This is a genomic window from Paenibacillus sp. FSL R5-0636 (assembly GCF_037974255.1).
Classification (GTDB): Bacteria; Bacillota; Bacilli; order Paenibacillales; family Paenibacillaceae; genus Paenibacillus_AQ; species Paenibacillus_AQ odorifer.
Map to the genome: position 1 here is coordinate 2,604,581 of NZ_CP150232.1, position 17,728 is coordinate 2,622,308.

Here is a 17,728-nt window from a genome sequence, read left to right on the forward strand (position 1 = left end):
AATATAAGTAGATAATAGATAGGCGGTTACCAGCAGGTGGCCGCTTTTTTTGTTTATAAATCGTACATTATTTGAATTCAGCTCTGATCTCTGCTATGTTTTATCCAAAAGAGAGCGAGGCGTAAACTATGAAACAATATGGACCGAACCCGAATACGCTCTATCCCAATGAACAAATTAAAAGTATCTGCTATATAAAAAATGCGATTACAAGAGACAATATCATTGTTGGCGATTATACCTATTATGATGATATAAACGGTGCAGAGAAGTTTGAGGAACGTGTGACTCATCATTATGATTTTATTGGCGACAAGCTTATTATTGGAAAATTCTGCGCGATTGCCAAAGGCATTAAATTTGTTATGAATGGTGCCAACCACCGGATGAATTCGGTTTCGACCTATCCGTTTAATATCATGGCAAATGGCTGGGAACAGGCGGTCCCGGATTTAAAAGATCTGCCGCTAAAAGGTGATACAGTCATCGGAAACGATGTTTGGATTGGACAAAATGTTACGATTATGCCAGGTGTGCATATTGGAAACGGAGCAGTTATCGCAGCCAATTCTACAGTTGTAAAGGATATCCCGGCGTATAGTGTAGCTGGAGGAAATCCCTGCAAAGTGATTAGACAACGTTTTGATGATGAAATGATCGAATATCTTGAAGCGCTGAAGTGGTGGGATTGGGATGCAGAGCGAATCTTTAATAATCTTGAAGTGTTATGCAGCAGCGATTTAACGAAAATCAAAGCAATCGATTAATCGTAAGTAGGTTCAGGATACGGACTTTAGTTTATCTTAAAGATATAAACCTCAATTGAGGGAATACTTTAGGTATGTACGTCATATGAACCTTTCGGAGGGAACCGGCAATGAAGAAAGATAAGGTCAAGAATAGCATGGAGCTCACTGCAGAGAAATTTCCATATAGCAAAGAAAATGAGGAAATGGTAACGCAAAATTTTTGGACGAAAACTAAAAAGTTTGCAGGCAAAATTCCATTTACTAAAGATGCTATCGCGATGTATTATTGTGCCGTCGACGCTAAGACACCTTTATGGGCGAAAGGAATTGCTTTCGGTGCATTGGCTTATTTTATTTCTCCTATAGATGCTATACCCGATGCGATTCTAGGCCTTGGATTTACAGATGATGCAGCGATTATCGCAGCAGGCATTAAAGCGATATCCGGTCAGGTAACCAACGAACATAAGGAAAAGGCGGAAGCGTTTTTTAATGGGGAAAAATAAAAGGTGCAGCATTAAGCTACACCGTTATATCTGTACTTTCAGGACAGCTTTCTGCGGAAAGCTGTTTTGTTTTGTACACCTCGCCCCAATCTTTCATGAGTTTAATAATAGGAATCAGTGTCTTGCCGAATTCAGTTAAAGAGTATTCGACTTTTGGGGGAACCTGATGGTAGACCTCACGGTGTACAACCCCATCCTCTTCCAACTCTCTTAGTTGCAGGGTCAGCATACGTTGGGTAATTCCCGGGCAGATCCGGCGGAATTCGTTAAAACGTTTCGTGCCATCAATCAAGTGATAGATGAGAATTCCTTTCCATTTGCCTCCTATAACGTCCAGTGTGAATTCTACAGGGCAAGCTTCTTTATTGCTTTCCGGGAAATTTCCGAAGCCACCTTTTCGGTCACGCATAGCTGTTCAACTCCCATGGTATCATTTTGTATACTACATAACATTATTGTGCGTACTTTTAAAGAAGTGATATATATACTAATATTAAGCATGTGATCGGCAAACAGTCAAATGCCCGTCGATTCTAATCAAGTAAAGGGAGTGTTACTCATGGATACTTTATCGTTAAACAAGAATGAAATCCTGTCTGCATATCAGTTCAGACATGCAACTAAAGAATTCGATAGCCATAAAAAAATTAGTGAATCGGACTTTCAATTTATATTGGAAACTGGACGATTGTCACCAAGTTCATTCGGATTCGAGCCTTGGCGTTTTGTGGTAGTGCAAAGTCCGGAAGTACGTGAGAAATTACGTCCTAATGCCTGGGGAGCACAAAAGCAATTGGCAACCGCAAGCCATTTTGTGCTTATTCTCTCACGTCTTCCTAAAGATATGGCTGCTGACTCCGATTATATTAAAGGGATCATGGAGAATGTGCAGGAGTTGCCTCCGCAAGTAATGGAAGGAAAACGTAAAGTTTTTGATAAGTTCTTGAAGGTTGATTTCGGACTGATGGCGAATGAGCGGGCGATGTTCGAATGGAGCTGCCGGCAGACTTATCTGGCACTTGGGAATATGCTGACATCAGCTGCGTTAATTGGGATCGACTCCTGCCCAATAGAAGGTTTCGATAAAGCAAAGGTTGAGCAGATATTGGCAGAAGAAGGTATTATGGACGCTGAGCATTTTGGAATCTCTTGTATGGCAGCTTTCGGATATCGCCTGAATGAACCACGTGGTAAGACGCGTCAAGGTGCAGAGCAAGTAATTCAGTGGGTTTAACGAAATTGAATTTTAATCTTTGAGCCTGTAAAGTCTCTGTATTCTGGGGATTTTGCAGGTTTTTTTGCGATATTTCTTATAAGATTCAAAAAGTAATTGAAAGTTTCATGAAAACTCTGATACCCTTATGAAGGTGACTCAATATTAGCGCTATCGCTTTAACTTAATAATGAAGGGATCCTGCATCATGAAAATCATTCGCATTATTATCCAAGTGTTCCTGCTATATTTGTTCTACTTGGCTGGGGACTATCTGCAAAAGCAACTGCATCTCCCCGTGTCCGGGAGTATCGTAGGATTACTGTTACTTTTTGTTCTATTGCTATTCAGGGTCGTGCCTGTGAAGTGGATTGAAGAGGGTGCAACAACGATATTAGCTTATCTTCCGTTATTTTTTATTCCAGCGACAGCTGGGATCGTGAATCATATGGATATCTTTAGTGGTAGAGGTTTACTATTAATCCTAATCCTTATCGTTAGCAGTGTTCTCACGATTGCCGCAGCTGCACATTCTAGCCAATGGCTTACTAGTGTAAACAACAAACTGAAAGCGGGTTGGAGCGGCAAGAGACTAAGCGAAAAGGGGAAGGAAATATAATGTTTTTTATCGCAACAGGTATTGTACTTCTTAACGTAGCTATTTATTTGATGATGTCAGTAGTATATAGACGATTTCGTATTCCTGTACTTATTCCCGCGCTTACAGCAACAGTGATTGTTGTAACTTTACTGCTATATTTTCATATTCCGTATGATACATATATGATAGGCGGCCAATGGATTAATCAGCTGCTCGGTCCTGCTGTAGTCTCGTTAGCCTACCCATTATATAAACAACGTAATGTGTTGATTGAGAATCTCCCGGCGATTCTGGGCGGAGCGATTGTGGGACTGCTTATAGGGATGTTTAGTGGACTGCTTTTGGCGGCAGGTCTAGGCTTCTCTAAATTATATGTTTTATCTTTATTACCTAAATCGATCACTACACCTGTAGCGATACAGATCTCGAACAGCTTAGGTGGGGACTCTTCTTTAACCTCCGTATTTGTTATGATTGCTGGATTTACTGGTGCGATTGGCGGACCTTTTATCATCAAGCTGTTTAGAATTCGTAGTGAGGTTGGAATCGGAATTGGTCTAGGAACCGCTTCTCATGCTCTAGGAACAGCAAAGGCCTTGGAATATGGTGAACAATCCGTTTCGATGAGCTCGGTTGCAATGACTGTTTGCGCCATAGTTGGCTCTTGTATCGGCCCACTTGTAGCGTGGATGATGTACCCTTAAATTATTCTTTTAATTGGACTATGTTTGCAAAACACTCCATCGGGTAACTATAACTAAGGAACAAAAAAAGCAAAGCACCTGAGGAGGATTTCACATGTCCGATCACACACAAGATGAAGCGGAAATCCGCAACAAGGAAAATAAAGAAGGCGATTCATTAGCTGAAATTAAGAAGATGGAGAACGGTGTAGACATCGAGCCAGAGGCAGATGAGTGGGTAGCCAAACCTGCTGAATCCTCACACCCAGATCCGCTTCCCGATAATTTGGAGTAAATGATTCGGAAGACAGGCTGTCCTTTAGGGGACAGTCTGTTTTTGTTGATGATTGTAGTAAGTATTGTATAATAAATAAAAGTACAACCTCATCAGAGTGTTTTCTCCAAGTTCGTCTTAGCTTTTCGCAAATTTCACAGATCTTTGCCAATGGGGAGGAAATGGAATGCGTAGTCGAAATGAGAACAGCCGTTACCGGCAAAAACGTGGTGAGGCTCTCGCAGGAAACTTTGAGAAAAAGTACGGTTCAAACTTTGGCGTACGCAGTGAGCTTAAGATGGATGCACTGAAGAAACAAAACGACGATCAGTTGCTGACGACACCTCATGAAGAAGAGCATAAATAATTAGAAAGTAACGAGTGGGAGACTTTTACTCCTGGAATTCTGGAATGAAGGCATAACCTTTTGGGTTATGTCTTTTTTGTGCGCATATTTCCTGAACGATCAAGACATAATAGGGCCGGATGGGCAACTAAGAAAATAATGACAACGAGAGGCGGGATTAGGTCATGATTATTCCTATATTTTCGTTAAGTGGAGATATAGCAGTTACTGTGGTGGGCCAATACTTTTTTTATTTTATGGTCTATTCCTTTTTAGGCTGGGTATTGGAAGGGACCTATAATCTATACAGTAATGGAAGCTTTCGCAAAGAAGGATTTCTAAAAGGTCCATTTAAGCCGATGTATGGCTTTGCTCCACTATTGCTATTGATTGCTAGAGATTTGATGCTGCCACTTCCGCTTTTCCTATTTCTTGCGCTAATCATTCCTTCTGCTGTTGAATTTATAAGCGGTTGGCTGTTAAAAACGGTATTCCATAAGCAATGGTGGGATTACTCAGGAATGTCTTATCAACTGCAAGGGCATATTTGCCTGCGTTTTTCTCTATATTGGTGGGGGCTTTCAGTAGCTAGTGTGTATGTAATTCAGCCGCTTATGGAGCTTTTATATTCGGGTGTTCAGCCTATTTGGAAATTCGTGCTTCCGATCGTGGGGTTCTACTTTATGGCGGATTTATTATGGACCTGCTGGAGCCGGTATCGGATGGAGAAAACCCCTCAATATCAGAAATAATGGTTTCCTATATGTATACAATGAGTCTTCTTTTGTGTATCAAGCACAAACATTTCGTGGACAGGCATTTCGATATTGCATATCCGTTTCTAGTCATAAATAATATAGCAATATATTAAATACTAGACGGACTGGTGGCGATAACGATGACAGGGAAGATTCTAGTGAGCGCATGTCTGTTAGGGCATAAAGTACGTTATGATAATGGCGATGTTCCGTGTCTCGATGCCCGATTCCTAAAGTGGTATGAGGAAGGGCGTTTTGTCCATATTTGTCCAGAGGTAGTGGGCGGTTTGCCAACCCCTCGTCCTGACGCACAGCGGCAAGGAGATCGGGTAGTGACGGGGGCAGGCACGGATGTTACCGAGCCATTTATGAAGGGGGCTCAAGCCACACTAAAGCTGGCTAGGGAGCATCAGGTTGCATTAGCTATTTTAAAACAAGACAGTCCTTCATGCGGAAGCCTGTATATTTATGATGGAACCTTTAAAGATACGAAAGCACCGGGAGAGGGCACCACTACGGAGCTGTTGAGGAAAAATGGGTTTAAAGTATTTGGCGAAGATCAGCTGGACGAAGTCGAGCAGGAACTCGCACGTATGGACGGGCAGGTTATTCTTTAAGTAATAAATAGGTTGCAGGATACATAGTGTGTATAAGGGGAACGAAGCAGTGTCCTTGGGAGAGGAAATGCCGTCCGATGAGCCATCCTTCATTTGGGATAGGAGGCGGACGCAGATGAGTATTGATCAGCTCATTGCTTTGCTCGTTCTTGTCATTATGATCGTACAGCTTGCTGGCACAAAAGGTAAACACTAAGTCTCACCTCATTGTAACTGCTTCCGGAGCTCAGGATTTTTTGAGTTCGGAAGCTTTTTTTGTCCCTGGCTATGCATATTGTGAAATCTAAAGGATTCCTTCATAGTGATGTCTAATATACATATAGTGGGTTTTTGGGAAGTCCAAGGAAAGAAATTAGGGGGAACTATGAAATTTAGAACATGGATAATCATTGTTCAGTTGTTTATGATTGCTGTGCTTGTAGGCGTTTTGGCGGCCGATCTAGGTAAGCCAGGCTCAGATGAGTCTAAACATGATGATATTTTAATACATTTTGATCAAAAAGATTTAAACAGGATAAAAGAAACGGTTCAAAGGTTTAGTGAAGGTAAAGGGGATAACCTGATGTTGATTGAGCCAACCACGGATAGTGGACGGTTAATTCATGATTTCTATTCTAATGGTAAAGAGCTTCATTGGGTAAAGGATGATACAAGAGATGCATGGAGTAATAGTCCTGGGAAGATCGAATATGTATGCAAGGCGATTGAACTAATAGAGACAGGTGAGCGGTTTAATGTCGAGTTATCCCAATGTAATGTTCAGCCAGACGGTGAGAAAATAAATGTGATCAGCTTTTTAAAAGAAAGATTATAAACCCATTTACGGAGAGGATGGATGAACAATATGCCGATGTCTGAGTACTATCAAGGAATTCGTGGGAAAGTGGGCTCAGAATTATTAATGATGCCTTCCGTAGCTGCAGTAATAAGAAATAAAGAGGATGAGATTCTGTTCATCCGCAAGCCAGGAGAATCTTTGTGGGGATTGCCTGCGGGAGCGATTGAGCCAGGGGAGCGTCCTGGAAGAACCTTACGCAGAGAGGTATATGAAGAGACAGGGTTGATGGTTCATCCTACGTCTATTTTAGGTGTTTTTGGTGGAGCGAAATATAGATACGAATATAGTAATGGCGATCAGGTAGAATATACGGTTATTGTATTTGAGTGCTCTATCATCAGAGGAACGCTTAGAGCTATAGATGGGGAGATCGAAGAATTTAAATTTTTCAAAGAGAACGAGCTGCCAGAGATTGCAATTCTATATCCTAGAGAGATTTTTATAAAAGACCGAGAGAAGACTGCAACGATATTTGAGTGACTGAGAGGAGTGCCTCATGAAGACCTACATTTATATGGTTAGACATGCAGTGTCACCTTTTGTATTAGGGAATGAGCGGGAACGGGGATTATCCGAAAAAGGGCACGCAGACGCTTATAGAATCAAAGAGCTTTTGGCGGAGGAGAAAATTACACATTTTGTCTCCAGTCCATATAGACGAGCCGTAGAGACGATCAAGTATTTGGCAGAAGCTTCGAACCAAGAGATTGAACTGTATGAAGAACTCAGAGAACGAGCAATCGGAAGTGTCGAGATTGAAATTAGTGAAGATGACTTTCTGCAGGGCATTCGGACATCATTCAGCGACAAATATTATAAAATGCCGGATGGAGAGAGTACTCAGGAAGCACAAGAGCGTGCAATTCCTGTTATCAAGCAATTAATTAAACAGCATAAAGGCGGCAAAATCGCTTTAGGTACGCACGGGAATATCATGACCATTATCCTGAATTACTTCGATAAGAAGTATGGATATGAGTTCTTTGAACAGACGTCCAAGCCGGATATTTATAAGCTGGAATTTGAAGAATTGGAGCTTACCCATGTGGAGCGGCTGTGGGACTCCGAAGTGCTGAACAGATGAAATATTTCATAAAGTTGAATGCACTAAGCGTACTTTATGCCTTTATGTTATTTGTTGTAATAGAGCTGCCATTGAATATTTATCGAATCAGCAGAATTTCCGGCTTGGAGTTGGGTAAAGTGGATACCTTGCTGTTTATCATCAAGCTTGTGTTATTTTTATTATCTTCTATGGTATTTATTTGGCTTACAAAAAAATATTTGAGCGGAAAAAAATCCATGTATTTCACTACGATCCTATGGTTTCCCTATTTGATTCTGTTCATTAGTTTATTCGCAACCTGGTTCCCAATCACAGAACCTGTAGATAAACCTGCACCGGTAACAGGACTGATCATAATAGGGGCCATGATTATTTATCCGTTTTATATCGCAATGATTAGTATTATCGCAAGCATCACTTTTAAGTCAGACGCTGGATAGAGGTTGGAAATGAGGATCAATGATCTGAAAGAAAAACTTTTTTATATTTGTATCAGTCTCGTTGTTATTGTATTGGGGTTAAGTACTAGAGTATTCTCGGATCAGCTGCCTTTGTTTATATCTAGACATTTCGGAGATGCGCTTTGGGGCAGTATGGTTTATTTTATGTTTCGGGTCCTACTGGTAAATCAAAAGCTAAGGCTCGCCTTTGTATGGAGTTTGGTGTTTAGCTTCGGCATAGAATTTAGCCAGCTGTATCAAGCGGAGTGGATCAACAGCATCCGATCTACAGTATTGGGTGGTCTAATTCTCGGAAAAGGATTCCTATGGATCGACCTCGTTAGATATTTGGTTGGCATTACCCTTTGTTATGGATTGGATCAATACTTTCACCAAAAGGTGCACCGAAATGATAAATAGTGTTTATTGGAGAGGAACCTTTAAATGGTAAATAGTTTGATTGTGGTATGCTTGCTTACGATGATTATTCACACGGCAGAAACCTTATCGTATTCGGTACGATATGCCGGAGTGAAGCTGAACAAGATAGCCATTGCGTTATCTCTCACAGGCATTATTGTTCTCGTCTCAAGAACTGCAAATATGATCCAAGCTCCACTGACGGCTAAATTCGTAGATTATGCCAAAATACATTCTGATTTTCCGCTTCTAAATTACTTGAGAATTATATTATTGGCTTCTTCCTTAGGAACATTAATTGCCATTGCTGTTTTTCCTACCTTTGTCGGCTTGTTTGGGAGAATCATCTCTAAGCTTGAAATTGAGGGTTCTATCCCAAAACTGCTTACCAGTGTAACGATCGGGCAACTAAAGAACACAAGAAAATACATAAGAAAACCAAAAGTGAATCTATATAACTTCAGATACCTGGGGATTCCTAAACGATTTATTGTGATGAATGTTTTTGTTACAGCCTTTTACACCGTAGGTGTCATATCATCTTTGTATGCTGCTCATCTAATGCCTCAATATAGCACGACTGCTTCTCAAGCTTCCGGACTGATTAACGGTATGGCGACTATTCTGCTGACCATATTTATCGACCCACAGCTTGGTCTAATTACCCATAAGGCTACTGAAAATGTAGAATACCGTGATCAGCTAGGAAAAATATATGTGGTATTGATGGGTTCTCGATTTGTAGGCACTATATTTGCTCAGCTCCTGATTGTGCCCGCAGCCCAGCTAATTAGTATGTTAGTGAAGCTGATTTGAGCCAGTGGGGCTAATCATTAGCGAAGTTTAGATTCTGCTGCTCTTAGAGCTAGCGAGATCTTCTGCTCCCAGCTGTAAATATTCTGCTGAATGGAATGAATTCGTTTCATTTGCTCATAGGATGATTTCAATTCTGTAGCGGCTCTAACTGCATCACCTTGCTTAACAGCTGCTTTATATTGTTTGTCAGCATCCGCGCGTACTTTCTGCGTGACAGCGAGATTCTTACTTTCGGCAGTTATTTGCTTCTTTAAAGCAGTGATGGGTGCCAACGCATCTTTGACGGGTTTAAGCTTAGCAGCGGTTTGCTTGCGAGCGGCTGCCAAAGCGGTTGTCTTCGTTTTAATTTCGGCTCGGGCCAGGGTTACAGCAGCTTTTAATTTATTGCGCTTCAGGTCTAGCAATGTGACTGTTTTCAAGTCTTTAGCTTTCTTGGCTGCGGTAGACTGTTTACCGAGTGTGCTGTATTGTTCCAGAAGGGGAGCGTGTTTCTTCTGAACTGAGGTTGCTTCTGAAAATAAGCGGCTTAACAGTGCTTGATCTGTTGACTGTATGACGGAACGAATAGATTTCAGAGCGTCATTATTCTGCTTGCGTAACTTCTGAATTTCTGAGTTATCTGTCTTGAGGGTGGCTTGAAGCGCGGTATAATTACCATGAAGACTGTTAATGTCATCCAGCGCGGCATCCCAGCCACTAGCAGCAGACACAAGTGTAAGGTTACAGGTTAGGAAAGCTGCTACCAGCACTAATTGAGCCACCCATTTTAAATCCCTAATTCTGAAAATGTTCTTTCTACATCTGACGGTACCTTTTGGTTTAAACATTCATCTCAGCTCCTTAATGAATTAGTTAATATACGCAAAAAAGCACCTCCAAGATAGGCATTGACGCCTGTCTTGCGAGGTGCTTCTCCCGCACAGAAATATAAAAGATGCTCTTACTATAACTTGAAATTAATGGATAGTCAATGGACAATAGAACGTTTGTTTGCTTGTTTTTATAATTGTGAAATACAAAGGGGAGTAAATATGAGTTCACATCTAGAGTATGGGCACGATCGAGTGGCCCTGATTACCGGAACCTCCAGTGGATTTGGATTGCTGACAGCGCTCAAATTGGCTGGACAGGGGTTTAAGGTGATAGCAACCATGCGTGATTTAAGCCGTAAAGCCGAGCTGGTGCAGCAGGCAGAGCAGGCAGGAATTTTAAAGCAGCTTCATTTAATGACCATGGATGTCACCGACAGCGATTCTATAGAGACAGCAATATCTTCAGTACACGAAACATTTGGAAGAATTGATGTTCTAGTGAATAATGCAGGTTTTGCCATTGGCGGTTTCATAGAAGAAATATCTATGGAGGAATGGCGGCGGCAAATGGAGACGAACTTTTTTGGATTAGTGGCTGTGACAACAGCTGTGCTGCCCATTATGCGAGAACAGCAGAGCGGCACGATTATTAATGTGGGAAGTGTAAGCGGATTATCCGGATTTCCAGGTTATGCGCCTTATGCAGCTTCTAAATTTGCTGTTGAAGGTTTCAGCGAAAGCCTGCGTCATGAAATGTCCCCTTATGGAATACGGGTGGTATTAATTGAACCGGGCTCCTTCCGTACACCGATATGGGGAAAAGGCATGGAGCAAATTCGACGTAAGGAGGATTCTCCGTATAAAGAACGTCTTGACGCTGTGCTACGATATTCCAAACATACTGCTGAGACAGCGCCTGACCCTAGTCAAGTGGCTAATCTTATCGGTCGTATTACCGAAATGAAAGCACCACGGCTACGTTATCCTATCGGCAAAGGCACGCGAATCTTAATCTTAGGCAAAACGCTGCTTCCATGGAAATGGCTGGAGAGAATTATTGCGAAAGAATTGAGGGGATAGGATGGAGTCATCCATAAATTTAACAATCATTAAACTAATAGGTTATATGTCCAGTTTGATGACCGTTTTTTTATGGCTAATTTTTATATTCATCAATCCTTATGCTGAGATTACGAATCGCTCCACTCTTGTAATTAGTATAATTATGTTGTTATTACCGGCGGGGTTATTAGCAATAGGTGTCTTTTTAAACAGAAGTCGGCTAATGCTGCTTGCATTTATCTGGAGTTTTCCCTACAGTTTATATATGTTATTAACGCCCGGAATCTTTAGGTTGTTCGGGATTACGAGCCTAATGTATTTACTTTGTTTTGTGTTATTTAGAATGAACAAGATTAGATATTGAACAAGGATAGAGGTGTGCCGATGCTAGAATCGTCCGGAATCCATATCTGCTTCAACGCAGATGGCCGTGAAATAGAAATCCTCGATGTTACTCCATTTGGCAAAGATAAATTTCGAATTGAAGAGACACCGATTTTTAATCCGGCTGTTACAATGGGAGATATTATACAGGTGAAGGAAGAAAATGGAGTCTATTATTACCAAGAGACCGTCCAGAAATCTCCTTTCAAAAGATACGCTTGGCTGCTTAGTAAAGAGGCTGTTGATTCAACGGCCATTGCAGATTTTAAACATAGAATTATAGAGAATGAAGGCAAATGTGAGTTGATCTTTGGCGGTTTGTTCGTCATTCATATTCCTAAGAATACTTCGATTGATGTTGATGGGGAAATGAATCGAATTATTGAGCGGTTCGAGATTTGAATACTAAGAAAAAAATGCTGCGTCATGAAATGCAAGGAAACTTGCACACGATGACTGCAGCATGGAGAATAGAGAAACGCTTTTTATTTTATTTCTTCCATAAATGTCTTGAAATTTTCAGTGATTTCTTTTGATTTGGTATGGTGCAGATAATGTCCTGCATCAAGTTTTACCAATTTTCCTTGTTTAGAATTTTTGACTTGCTCTTCATGCAATGATATCCAATCTTTTAAGAGAGTATCATCCCCTTGTACAAAGAGCAAAAGGGGAAGATCCTTTGGAAAAGTTGAATTTAGAGCCCCTTTATAATTAGAAGACATATGTTCCACTTCATTTAAGTGAGTGTAATTATAAGTGTTTCTAAGTGTAAATAATCTCAATTGTTCTTTAGTTTCATCATCAAACGGCAATCCAACATAGGGGTTTCCACTTGTTTTAAATAACAATCTGCCCAAGCCTGATTTTCTAAGTAGTTTTAATTTTCCTGTTGGTATATTAACATTTGTTCTGTCTTCTGTTGCAATACTGTTATCAATCCCGACAAATGCACTCACTTCGTGTGGATATTTGTTCACATAATTCAAACTGTACATACCGGAAATAGAGTGTGCCATTAGAATATAACGGTCAATATTAAGCTGCTTTACAGCTTCATGAATTTCACTTACAATATTTTCCGTGGTTCGTTCTTTTTCAGTTCTATCACTTAATCCATAACCGAAAGGCTCAATCGCGACAACTTTGTAAAATGGAGATAGTTCATCTATCAGCAGTTTAAAATCAAGTCCCGGTGCCACCGTTCCATAACCAGGTAAGAGTACGACCGTCTCTTCGCCATTTCCTTGAATCAAAACATTCATATTTTTACCGTCGACGCTTACAGACTGACCATAGGGTTTTATTTTAGCTTGGTCCGATTTATTAAGGAAAATATTAGCGACAAAAACAGTCACTAGAAAAAGTACTATTGCAGTAGCTAAAGCCCCTAAGGAAATAAGTATAATTTTCAGCGGTTTATTCATCCTTTTTTTTATAACCTCTTCTTCTGGTTTCAATCGCATCTTCTCCTGTTCTAATCGCTTTATTCTAGCTACCTTAACGAGTCGCTAAAGGAAGCTTACCCGATGAAGATGAACTATACATGACGACAATATGAACTGAATATGAACCAGCTGAAAAAGTTTGACTCATTAAAATGAATGCGAGGTGAGCAATAATGTTGAAATTTATGAAGCAATGGTTGCCGAGTATTATGATCGCAGTGGTTATTTCTTTGTTTGTTAGAACCTATGTTGCTGAAGCCATGCGAGTTCCAACGGGCTCTATGATCCCAACGATTCAAATCAATGATCGCTTAATTGTTGAGAAAATGTTATGGATGACCACACTGGAGCATGGAGATATTGTTGTATTTACGCCACCTGTAGCTGGTGATGAGAATAAAAGATATGTAAAAAGGCTAATGGGGCTGCCTGGAGATACCTTGGAAATTAAAGATGGCGAACTTTACCGAAACGGAGCGAAGGTTAACGAACCTTACCTCAATGAACAGATGGATTACACTTTTGGACCGGTTACGGTACCCGCCGATCATTATTTTTTTCTTGGAGATAACCGGAATATAAGCTATGATGCTCATCTGTGGGATACTCCATTTGTGTCGAAGGATAAGCTGATTGGGAAAGTGATCGCTGAATTTAGCAATCCCTTTTAGGTAGTGTGTAAGACGGATAAATGTAAGGCTTAATCTCTAAAAATAGATTTAGGGGTGCTGAAGTCGCGGGGGTCTTTTGAACTAACCGAGTGGTTTAATGAGACTTTAACCATATTGTTACTTTGGAAGAATTTAGCTATCCTTAAGGTAAAATATACCTACATATAGTAAGGGGTGCTGAATTTTGAAAGCTCATGTCACAGATCTCAAACATGGCGATTGTCTAATAGCAGATACATTCAATAGTGTTGGCCTACACGTGCTTCCGAAGGGGACAGTGGTCTACGGAGAAGAAATCACCATCCTGATGAGGCATCAGATTGATTATGTCGATATTGAACCACGCATGATGGCGCTGGATAATGAAGAAATGAATGTGGCACAAGGGATAGATGGTAATTTTGATCAAGCCATCCAAAACTATGAATCTATATTTCTGGAAGCACTCAGCAAGGGTAGCTTTACGCAGTCGGATGTTGATAATACGCTGCAGCCATTGCTGGAGAAATTGGATGAACAAAAGGATGTCGTTTCTTTATTATTGCTGCTTGAACGTGATGATATCAGTACATACAATCATTCATTGCAGGTCGGACTGTTATCCTTTTACATAGCGACTTGGTTAGGTCATACAAAAGCCGAAAGATTTGAGATTAGTAGAGCCGGTTATTTGCACGATATCGGAAAAAGCCAGATTGCTCCACATATCTTAAATAAGACGGATAACTTAACTCCTGAAGAATCAGAAGAACTAAAACGTCATACTACGTATGGATACGACATTATCCTTAAATCGATGAATGACGAAAAGACCGCACTAGTGGCGCTTCAGCATCATGAATTCGAGGATGGTACAGGTTATCCTAACAATCTCCGTAAACAGGACTTGCACCCGTATACGCAGATTGTTGCTGTCGCAAATACTTATGTAGGCATGACCTTAGGAAGAGCGAATCAACCGAAACAAGGCCTGATTAACGTTCTTCGCAAGGTACATGAACTTGGATTTGGCAAGCTGAATGGAAATGCGGTACAAGCTCTGATCGGACATTTATTGCCGAATTTTGTGGGTAAGAGCGTTCAGCTTAGCAATGGTGAGCAAGGTACGATTATTATGAATAATCCGTTGGATATTTTCAAACCTCTGGTAAAAATAAATGAGACTACGTTCAGAGACTTATCTAAAGAGCGTAATTTGACTGTTGAAGAAGTATTTATTTAACGAATATTTTTGTGGCGAAAAATAGTAAGGCTATCTCCTTGATCCGTAAAATCAGGGGATAGCTTTTTTGTGTTATAATCGGAATTGGGTTAAAAACCCTTTAATATGGAATAGGAGAGTGCTTATCGTGATTATCAAATTCATTCGTTTACGTTAATTTGAGGTGCAATTCAATGATGACATCATCCATTTTTTTGAAAATGTATTGAGTCTTATTTAACTGTGCATTCATTGATAAAATTCGAATGAAATGAGGAATGAACAATGAGCGAAAAAATAGTAAAAGTAAACGGAATTGATATATGCTCGGAAAGTTTTGGAGATCCTAGCAATCCTGCGATATTGCTGATTATGGGTGCCACATGTTCTATGGTTTATTGGGATGAAGAGTTCTGTCAGCGATTAGCAGATACCGGACGTTACGTTATTCGTTATGATAACCGGGATGTCGGACGTTCCGTTGTTTATGAGTCTGGGAGTTCCAATTATACCGTGATAGATATGGCTAATGATGCCGCTGGGTTACTAGACGCCTATAATATTGAACAGGCAAATATCGTTGGGATGTCCTTAGGCGGAATGATTGCACAAGTCCTTGCTACACGTCATCCGCAAAAAGTTCTAACCTTAACCTTGATCGCATCAAGTTTTTTCGAATCTGATGATAATGATCGGAACTTGCCTCCTATGGATGAGCGGATCCTCGCATTCCATGCAGATGGAGCAACACTGGATTGGTCTAATGAGGAAGCGGTAGCCCATTATTTGGTTTCAGGTTCCAGCATACTCTGTGGTTCAAAACATAAATTCGATGAGAAAAGAGCGTATAAACAAGTAAGGATGGAAATAAAACGTGCCAACAACTTGCTTAGCATGTTTAATCATTCTCTCCTTACAGGGGATGACGACTACGAGGGCAAGGCAAAAAATATCATGGTTCCTACTTTGGTTATCCACGGCACAGAAGACACGGTGCTTCCTATAGAGCATGGCTTGGCACTTGCTGCGGAAATTCCTAATGCGTCGCTTCTAACCCTGGAAGGAACGGGCCACGAAGTCCATCCGGATGATTGGGAAACCATAATCAAAGCAATTTCGAATCATACATTAGGCGGTAAAGCTTAACAGGGCTTAAAGAGTAAATTAATGAAGGGCTACAATTCGGTTGTGCCGATTGTAGTCCTATTTTTTTCAGGATTACTTCGTCACTAGGAATTAAACCGCTTCACTAATTTGTCTTTATGTGCAGTAAAAGCCTCTTCTAAAGTGATGCCATATAAGTCGGCTAACAATGCGATATTTCCGAGAACATCCCCGATTTCCTCAATCAAGTCGGTTTTCAGTTGCTCTGGAGTACGAGTCGATTCATCCGGTCGATCTCTGCCGATTTCATAGGAGCGTACAGCTCGTGCTACTTCACCTGTCTCTTCCATTAAGAATCCCACTCTTATAAAAGGACCATAAGTAGTCCAGCCTCGTTCTCCATAAAAATGATTAATCCATTTCTGCACATCATTAATTTCCATATTATGTAGCACTCCTTAATCTTTCACATGATTTATACTCCAACATATAGTATATTAGATAGCGGACATTATCAATATATAGTTTGGAGATGGGATTTTGAAATCAATATGTGTTTTCGCAGGATCGAATTTAGGGGGACATGAGGATTATAAAGCTAAAGCTGTTGAACTTGGTAACTACATGGCTATGAATAATTATCGTTTAATTTACGGTGGCTCAAAAATCGGATTAATGGGTGAAGTCGCTAATGCTGTTTTGAATGGTGGAGGCGAGGTAATCGGAGTAATGCCTAGAGGATTATTTAATGGGGAAATGGTACATAGAGAATTAACGGAGTTGATAGAAGTAGAAGATATGCATGGCCGTAAAGCAAAAATGGGAGAATTGGCAGATGGCTTCATTGCTTTACCTGGAGGGTTTGGAACGTATGAGGAGCTTTTTGAGGTTTTGTGCTGGTCACAAATTGGCATACACAAGAAGCCGGTAGGGGTTCTAAATATCAGGAATTATTTTGATCCTCTGCTGAATCTGATTCATAACAGTATCCAAGAAGGCTTCTCTAATTCTTCGCATCTCAGTCTGCTAAACGTATCCAACGAGCCGTTGGAACTCTTAACTCTATTGAAGGAGTATGTTCCGCAAACGCTAGAGCAAAAGTGGAAACAGCTCAACTAGAAAAAGGAGAACTTACATGAATTCAGAATTTGCATTTACTGATTTCCCTGTGTTACAAACTGAACGATGTACACTACGTAAAGCAACAGAAAATGATCGCTATGATATATTTGAACTTTATTCCCAAGAAGCCGTTGTGAAATATATGCCATTTACACCCTTCATTTCGGTCGAGGATGCGATAGATGAAATGAAATGGTATGACAAAATTTTTAAGGAACAATCCGGTTTACGGTGGATGATTGAAGATCGTGAGACTCAAAAAGTGATTGGAACCTGCGGATTTCTGAATTATGAGCAAGATCATCATCGTGTGGAAATTGGGTATGACTTAATGCCTGCTTTTTGGGGAAAGGGGATTATGACAGAGGTAGTGAACCGTGTTATGCAGTTTGGCTTTTTGAACATGAAACTAAATAAAATTGAAGCGAGAGTGGAACCGAAAAATGAGGCGTCACTTATATTGATGAATAAGCTCGGCTTCTACAAAGAAGGGGTCTTAAGGCAACATGAGTTCGAAAAAGGTCGGTATGTGGATCTTGCTGTCTTCTCTAAATTGAAAAGTGAATACCGCTGAATTTGAATTTCACTAGTGGATTGGCT

At 40.5% G+C, this 17,728-nt stretch carries 27 protein-coding genes; 23 read left to right on the forward strand and 4 right to left on the reverse strand.

From position 1 onward, the window contains the following. Positions 1-128: 128 nt before the first annotated feature. Entirely contained in the window at positions 129-767 is a 639-nt protein-coding gene (locus MKX34_RS11390; protein ID WP_076105390.1) for a Vat family streptogramin A O-acetyltransferase, read from the forward strand. Between the two features lie 110 nt (positions 768-877). Further along, entirely contained in the window at positions 878-1,255 is a 378-nt protein-coding gene (locus MKX34_RS11395) for a YkvA family protein (protein ID WP_081383858.1), read from the forward strand. 16 nt (positions 1,256-1,271) lie between these two features. On the opposite strand, the gene MKX34_RS11400 is transcribed toward MKX34_RS11395, so the two are convergent. Beyond that, on the reverse strand, positions 1,272-1,664 hold the full coding sequence (locus MKX34_RS11400) for a helix-turn-helix domain-containing protein (RefSeq protein ID WP_036689775.1): 393 nt from the start codon (positions 1,662-1,664) through the stop codon (positions 1,272-1,274). Positions 1,665-1,814: 150 nt separating this feature from the next. Between MKX34_RS11400 and MKX34_RS11405 the strand changes: the two genes are divergently transcribed. The 14 genes from MKX34_RS11405 to MKX34_RS11470 all read left to right on the forward strand — a co-directional run bounded on the left by MKX34_RS11405 (position 1,815) and on the right by MKX34_RS11470 (position 9,327). After that, a complete protein-coding gene (locus MKX34_RS11405; RefSeq protein WP_036689777.1) occupies positions 1,815-2,489 on the forward strand; it encodes an NAD(P)H-dependent oxidoreductase in 675 nt (224 codons plus the stop codon). Positions 2,490-2,658: 169 nt separating this feature from the next. After that, positions 2,659-3,087: a CidA/LrgA family holin-like protein gene (locus MKX34_RS11410; RefSeq protein WP_256716148.1), complete on the forward strand. Its 429-nt coding sequence runs from the start codon at positions 2,659-2,661 to the stop codon at positions 3,085-3,087. Then, positions 3,087-3,773 (forward strand): LrgB family protein, encoded by a 687-nt coding sequence (locus tag MKX34_RS11415; RefSeq protein ID WP_036689780.1) that lies wholly within the window; start codon positions 3,087-3,089, stop codon positions 3,771-3,773. Before MKX34_RS11410 ends, MKX34_RS11415 begins: the two co-directional genes overlap by 1 nt. Before the next feature lie 94 nt (positions 3,774-3,867). Further along, positions 3,868-4,047, forward strand: a complete 180-nt coding sequence (locus MKX34_RS11420; RefSeq protein WP_036689781.1) for a hypothetical protein — start codon at positions 3,868-3,870, stop codon at positions 4,045-4,047. Positions 4,048-4,213: 166 nt separating this feature from the next. Beyond that, positions 4,214-4,393, forward strand: a complete 180-nt coding sequence (locus MKX34_RS11425) for a hypothetical protein (protein ID WP_038570027.1) — start codon at positions 4,214-4,216, stop codon at positions 4,391-4,393. A 164-nt stretch (positions 4,394-4,557) separates the two neighbouring features. Continuing rightward, positions 4,558-5,124: a putative ABC transporter permease gene (locus tag MKX34_RS11430; RefSeq protein ID WP_076296316.1), complete on the forward strand. Its 567-nt coding sequence runs from the start codon at positions 4,558-4,560 to the stop codon at positions 5,122-5,124. A gap of 146 nt (positions 5,125-5,270) precedes the next feature. Continuing rightward, positions 5,271-5,747 carry a DUF523 domain-containing protein gene (locus MKX34_RS11435; protein ID WP_036689786.1) on the forward strand — a complete coding sequence of 159 codons (477 nt, stop codon included), beginning with the start codon at positions 5,271-5,273 and terminating at the stop codon, positions 5,745-5,747. Positions 5,748-5,796: 49 nt separating this feature from the next. Further along, positions 5,797-5,943: a hypothetical protein gene (locus MKX34_RS11440; RefSeq protein ID WP_155288116.1), complete on the forward strand. Its 147-nt coding sequence runs from the start codon at positions 5,797-5,799 to the stop codon at positions 5,941-5,943. 168 nt (positions 5,944-6,111) lie between these two features. Then, positions 6,112-6,561 carry a DUF4362 domain-containing protein gene (locus tag MKX34_RS11445; RefSeq protein WP_036689788.1) on the forward strand — a complete coding sequence of 150 codons (450 nt, stop codon included), beginning with the start codon at positions 6,112-6,114 and terminating at the stop codon, positions 6,559-6,561. 30 nt (positions 6,562-6,591) lie between these two features. Next, positions 6,592-7,065, forward strand: a complete 474-nt coding sequence (locus MKX34_RS11450; RefSeq protein WP_036689829.1) for an NUDIX domain-containing protein — start codon at positions 6,592-6,594, stop codon at positions 7,063-7,065. Between the two features lie 16 nt (positions 7,066-7,081). Beyond that, complete coding sequence (locus MKX34_RS11455) at positions 7,082-7,669, forward strand: histidine phosphatase family protein (RefSeq protein WP_076100752.1); 588 nt, start codon at positions 7,082-7,084, stop codon at positions 7,667-7,669. Further along, entirely contained in the window at positions 7,666-8,091 is a 426-nt protein-coding gene (locus tag MKX34_RS11460) for a hypothetical protein (RefSeq protein ID WP_076273055.1), read from the forward strand. Before MKX34_RS11455 ends, MKX34_RS11460 begins: the two co-directional genes overlap by 4 nt. Before the next feature lie 9 nt (positions 8,092-8,100). Next, positions 8,101-8,511: a DUF2809 domain-containing protein gene (locus MKX34_RS11465; RefSeq protein WP_076273054.1), complete on the forward strand. Its 411-nt coding sequence runs from the start codon at positions 8,101-8,103 to the stop codon at positions 8,509-8,511. A 24-nt stretch (positions 8,512-8,535) separates the two neighbouring features. Continuing rightward, positions 8,536-9,327, forward strand: coding sequence for a lipid II flippase Amj family protein (locus MKX34_RS11470; protein WP_036689792.1), 792 nt, complete (start codon positions 8,536-8,538; stop codon positions 9,325-9,327). A gap of 17 nt (positions 9,328-9,344) precedes the next feature. Here MKX34_RS11470 and MKX34_RS11475 read toward each other — a convergent pair whose 3' ends face one another. Beyond that, entirely contained in the window at positions 9,345-10,154 is an 810-nt protein-coding gene (locus tag MKX34_RS11475) for a hypothetical protein (RefSeq protein WP_143763714.1), read from the reverse strand. A gap of 204 nt (positions 10,155-10,358) precedes the next feature. On the opposite strand from MKX34_RS11475, the gene MKX34_RS11480 reads away from it, so the two are divergent. After that, entirely contained in the window at positions 10,359-11,219 is an 861-nt protein-coding gene (locus tag MKX34_RS11480) for an SDR family oxidoreductase (protein ID WP_038570030.1), read from the forward strand. Between the two features lie 342 nt (positions 11,220-11,561). Further along, positions 11,562-11,987, forward strand: coding sequence for a DUF4265 domain-containing protein (locus MKX34_RS11485; protein WP_141118582.1), 426 nt, complete (start codon positions 11,562-11,564; stop codon positions 11,985-11,987). 83 nt (positions 11,988-12,070) lie between these two features. On the opposite strand, the gene MKX34_RS11490 is transcribed toward MKX34_RS11485, so the two are convergent. Next, a complete protein-coding gene (locus MKX34_RS11490; RefSeq protein WP_076296317.1) occupies positions 12,071-13,048 on the reverse strand; it encodes an alpha/beta hydrolase in 978 nt (325 codons plus the stop codon). 155 nt (positions 13,049-13,203) lie between these two features. On the opposite strand from MKX34_RS11490, the gene lepB reads away from it, so the two are divergent. From lepB to MKX34_RS11505, 3 genes are all read left to right on the forward strand, one after another. Beyond that, complete coding sequence (gene lepB, locus MKX34_RS11495; protein WP_036689798.1) at positions 13,204-13,701, forward strand: signal peptidase I; 498 nt, start codon at positions 13,204-13,206, stop codon at positions 13,699-13,701. Positions 13,702-13,885: 184 nt separating this feature from the next. Then, the gene (locus MKX34_RS11500; RefSeq protein ID WP_036689800.1) at positions 13,886-14,923 is read left to right on the forward strand and encodes an HD domain-containing phosphohydrolase; all 1,038 of its coding nucleotides are present in this window, start codon (positions 13,886-13,888) and stop codon (positions 14,921-14,923) included. 264 nt (positions 14,924-15,187) lie between these two features. Further along, a complete protein-coding gene (locus MKX34_RS11505) occupies positions 15,188-16,048 on the forward strand; it encodes an alpha/beta hydrolase (RefSeq protein ID WP_076296318.1) in 861 nt (286 codons plus the stop codon). 83 nt (positions 16,049-16,131) lie between these two features. Here the strand turns inward: MKX34_RS11505 and MKX34_RS11510 are convergent, their stop codons facing one another. Beyond that, positions 16,132-16,449 (reverse strand): MazG-like family protein, encoded by a 318-nt coding sequence (locus tag MKX34_RS11510; protein ID WP_076142003.1) that lies wholly within the window; start codon positions 16,447-16,449, stop codon positions 16,132-16,134. Positions 16,450-16,546: 97 nt separating this feature from the next. On the opposite strand from MKX34_RS11510, the gene MKX34_RS11515 reads away from it, so the two are divergent. Together MKX34_RS11515 and MKX34_RS11520 are read left to right on the forward strand one after the other, a co-directional pair. Beyond that, complete coding sequence (locus tag MKX34_RS11515) at positions 16,547-17,125, forward strand: TIGR00730 family Rossman fold protein (protein WP_036689805.1); 579 nt, start codon at positions 16,547-16,549, stop codon at positions 17,123-17,125. A 16-nt stretch (positions 17,126-17,141) separates the two neighbouring features. Then, a complete protein-coding gene (locus tag MKX34_RS11520) occupies positions 17,142-17,702 on the forward strand; it encodes a GNAT family protein (protein ID WP_036689806.1) in 561 nt (186 codons plus the stop codon). Positions 17,703-17,728: the final 26 nt, after the last annotated feature.

Coding starts and splice junctions, on each gene's coding strand:
- MKX34_RS11390 (WP_076105390.1), top strand. CDS start 129: ATGAAACAATATGGACCGAACCCGAATACGCTCTATCCCAATGAACAA.
- MKX34_RS11395 (WP_081383858.1), top strand. CDS start 878: ATGAAGAAAGATAAGGTCAAGAATAGCATGGAGCTCACTGCAGAGAAA.
- MKX34_RS11400 (WP_036689775.1), bottom strand. CDS start 1,664: ATGCGTGACCGAAAAGGTGGCTTCGGAAATTTCCCGGAAAGCAATAAA.
- MKX34_RS11405 (WP_036689777.1), top strand. CDS start 1,815: ATGGATACTTTATCGTTAAACAAGAATGAAATCCTGTCTGCATATCAG.
- MKX34_RS11410 (WP_256716148.1), top strand. CDS start 2,659: ATGAAGGGATCCTGCATCATGAAAATCATTCGCATTATTATCCAAGTG.
- MKX34_RS11415 (WP_036689780.1), top strand. CDS start 3,087: ATGTTTTTTATCGCAACAGGTATTGTACTTCTTAACGTAGCTATTTAT.
- MKX34_RS11420 (WP_036689781.1), top strand. CDS start 3,868: ATGTCCGATCACACACAAGATGAAGCGGAAATCCGCAACAAGGAAAAT.
- MKX34_RS11425 (WP_038570027.1), top strand. CDS start 4,214: ATGCGTAGTCGAAATGAGAACAGCCGTTACCGGCAAAAACGTGGTGAG.
- MKX34_RS11430 (WP_076296316.1), top strand. CDS start 4,558: ATGATTATTCCTATATTTTCGTTAAGTGGAGATATAGCAGTTACTGTG.
- MKX34_RS11435 (WP_036689786.1), top strand. CDS start 5,271: ATGACAGGGAAGATTCTAGTGAGCGCATGTCTGTTAGGGCATAAAGTA.
- MKX34_RS11445 (WP_036689788.1), top strand. CDS start 6,112: ATGAAATTTAGAACATGGATAATCATTGTTCAGTTGTTTATGATTGCT.
- MKX34_RS11450 (WP_036689829.1), top strand. CDS start 6,592: ATGCCGATGTCTGAGTACTATCAAGGAATTCGTGGGAAAGTGGGCTCA.
- MKX34_RS11455 (WP_076100752.1), top strand. CDS start 7,082: ATGAAGACCTACATTTATATGGTTAGACATGCAGTGTCACCTTTTGTA.
- MKX34_RS11460 (WP_076273055.1), top strand. CDS start 7,666: ATGAAATATTTCATAAAGTTGAATGCACTAAGCGTACTTTATGCCTTT.
- MKX34_RS11465 (WP_076273054.1), top strand. CDS start 8,101: ATGAGGATCAATGATCTGAAAGAAAAACTTTTTTATATTTGTATCAGT.
- MKX34_RS11470 (WP_036689792.1), top strand. CDS start 8,536: ATGGTAAATAGTTTGATTGTGGTATGCTTGCTTACGATGATTATTCAC.
- MKX34_RS11475 (WP_143763714.1), bottom strand. CDS start 10,154: ATGTTTAAACCAAAAGGTACCGTCAGATGTAGAAAGAACATTTTCAGA.
- MKX34_RS11480 (WP_038570030.1), top strand. CDS start 10,359: ATGAGTTCACATCTAGAGTATGGGCACGATCGAGTGGCCCTGATTACC.
- MKX34_RS11490 (WP_076296317.1), bottom strand. CDS start 13,048: ATGCGATTGAAACCAGAAGAAGAGGTTATAAAAAAAAGGATGAATAAA.
- lepB (WP_036689798.1), top strand. CDS start 13,204: ATGTTGAAATTTATGAAGCAATGGTTGCCGAGTATTATGATCGCAGTG.
- MKX34_RS11505 (WP_076296318.1), top strand. CDS start 15,188: ATGAGCGAAAAAATAGTAAAAGTAAACGGAATTGATATATGCTCGGAA.
- MKX34_RS11510 (WP_076142003.1), bottom strand. CDS start 16,449: ATGGAAATTAATGATGTGCAGAAATGGATTAATCATTTTTATGGAGAA.
- MKX34_RS11520 (WP_036689806.1), top strand. CDS start 17,142: ATGAATTCAGAATTTGCATTTACTGATTTCCCTGTGTTACAAACTGAA.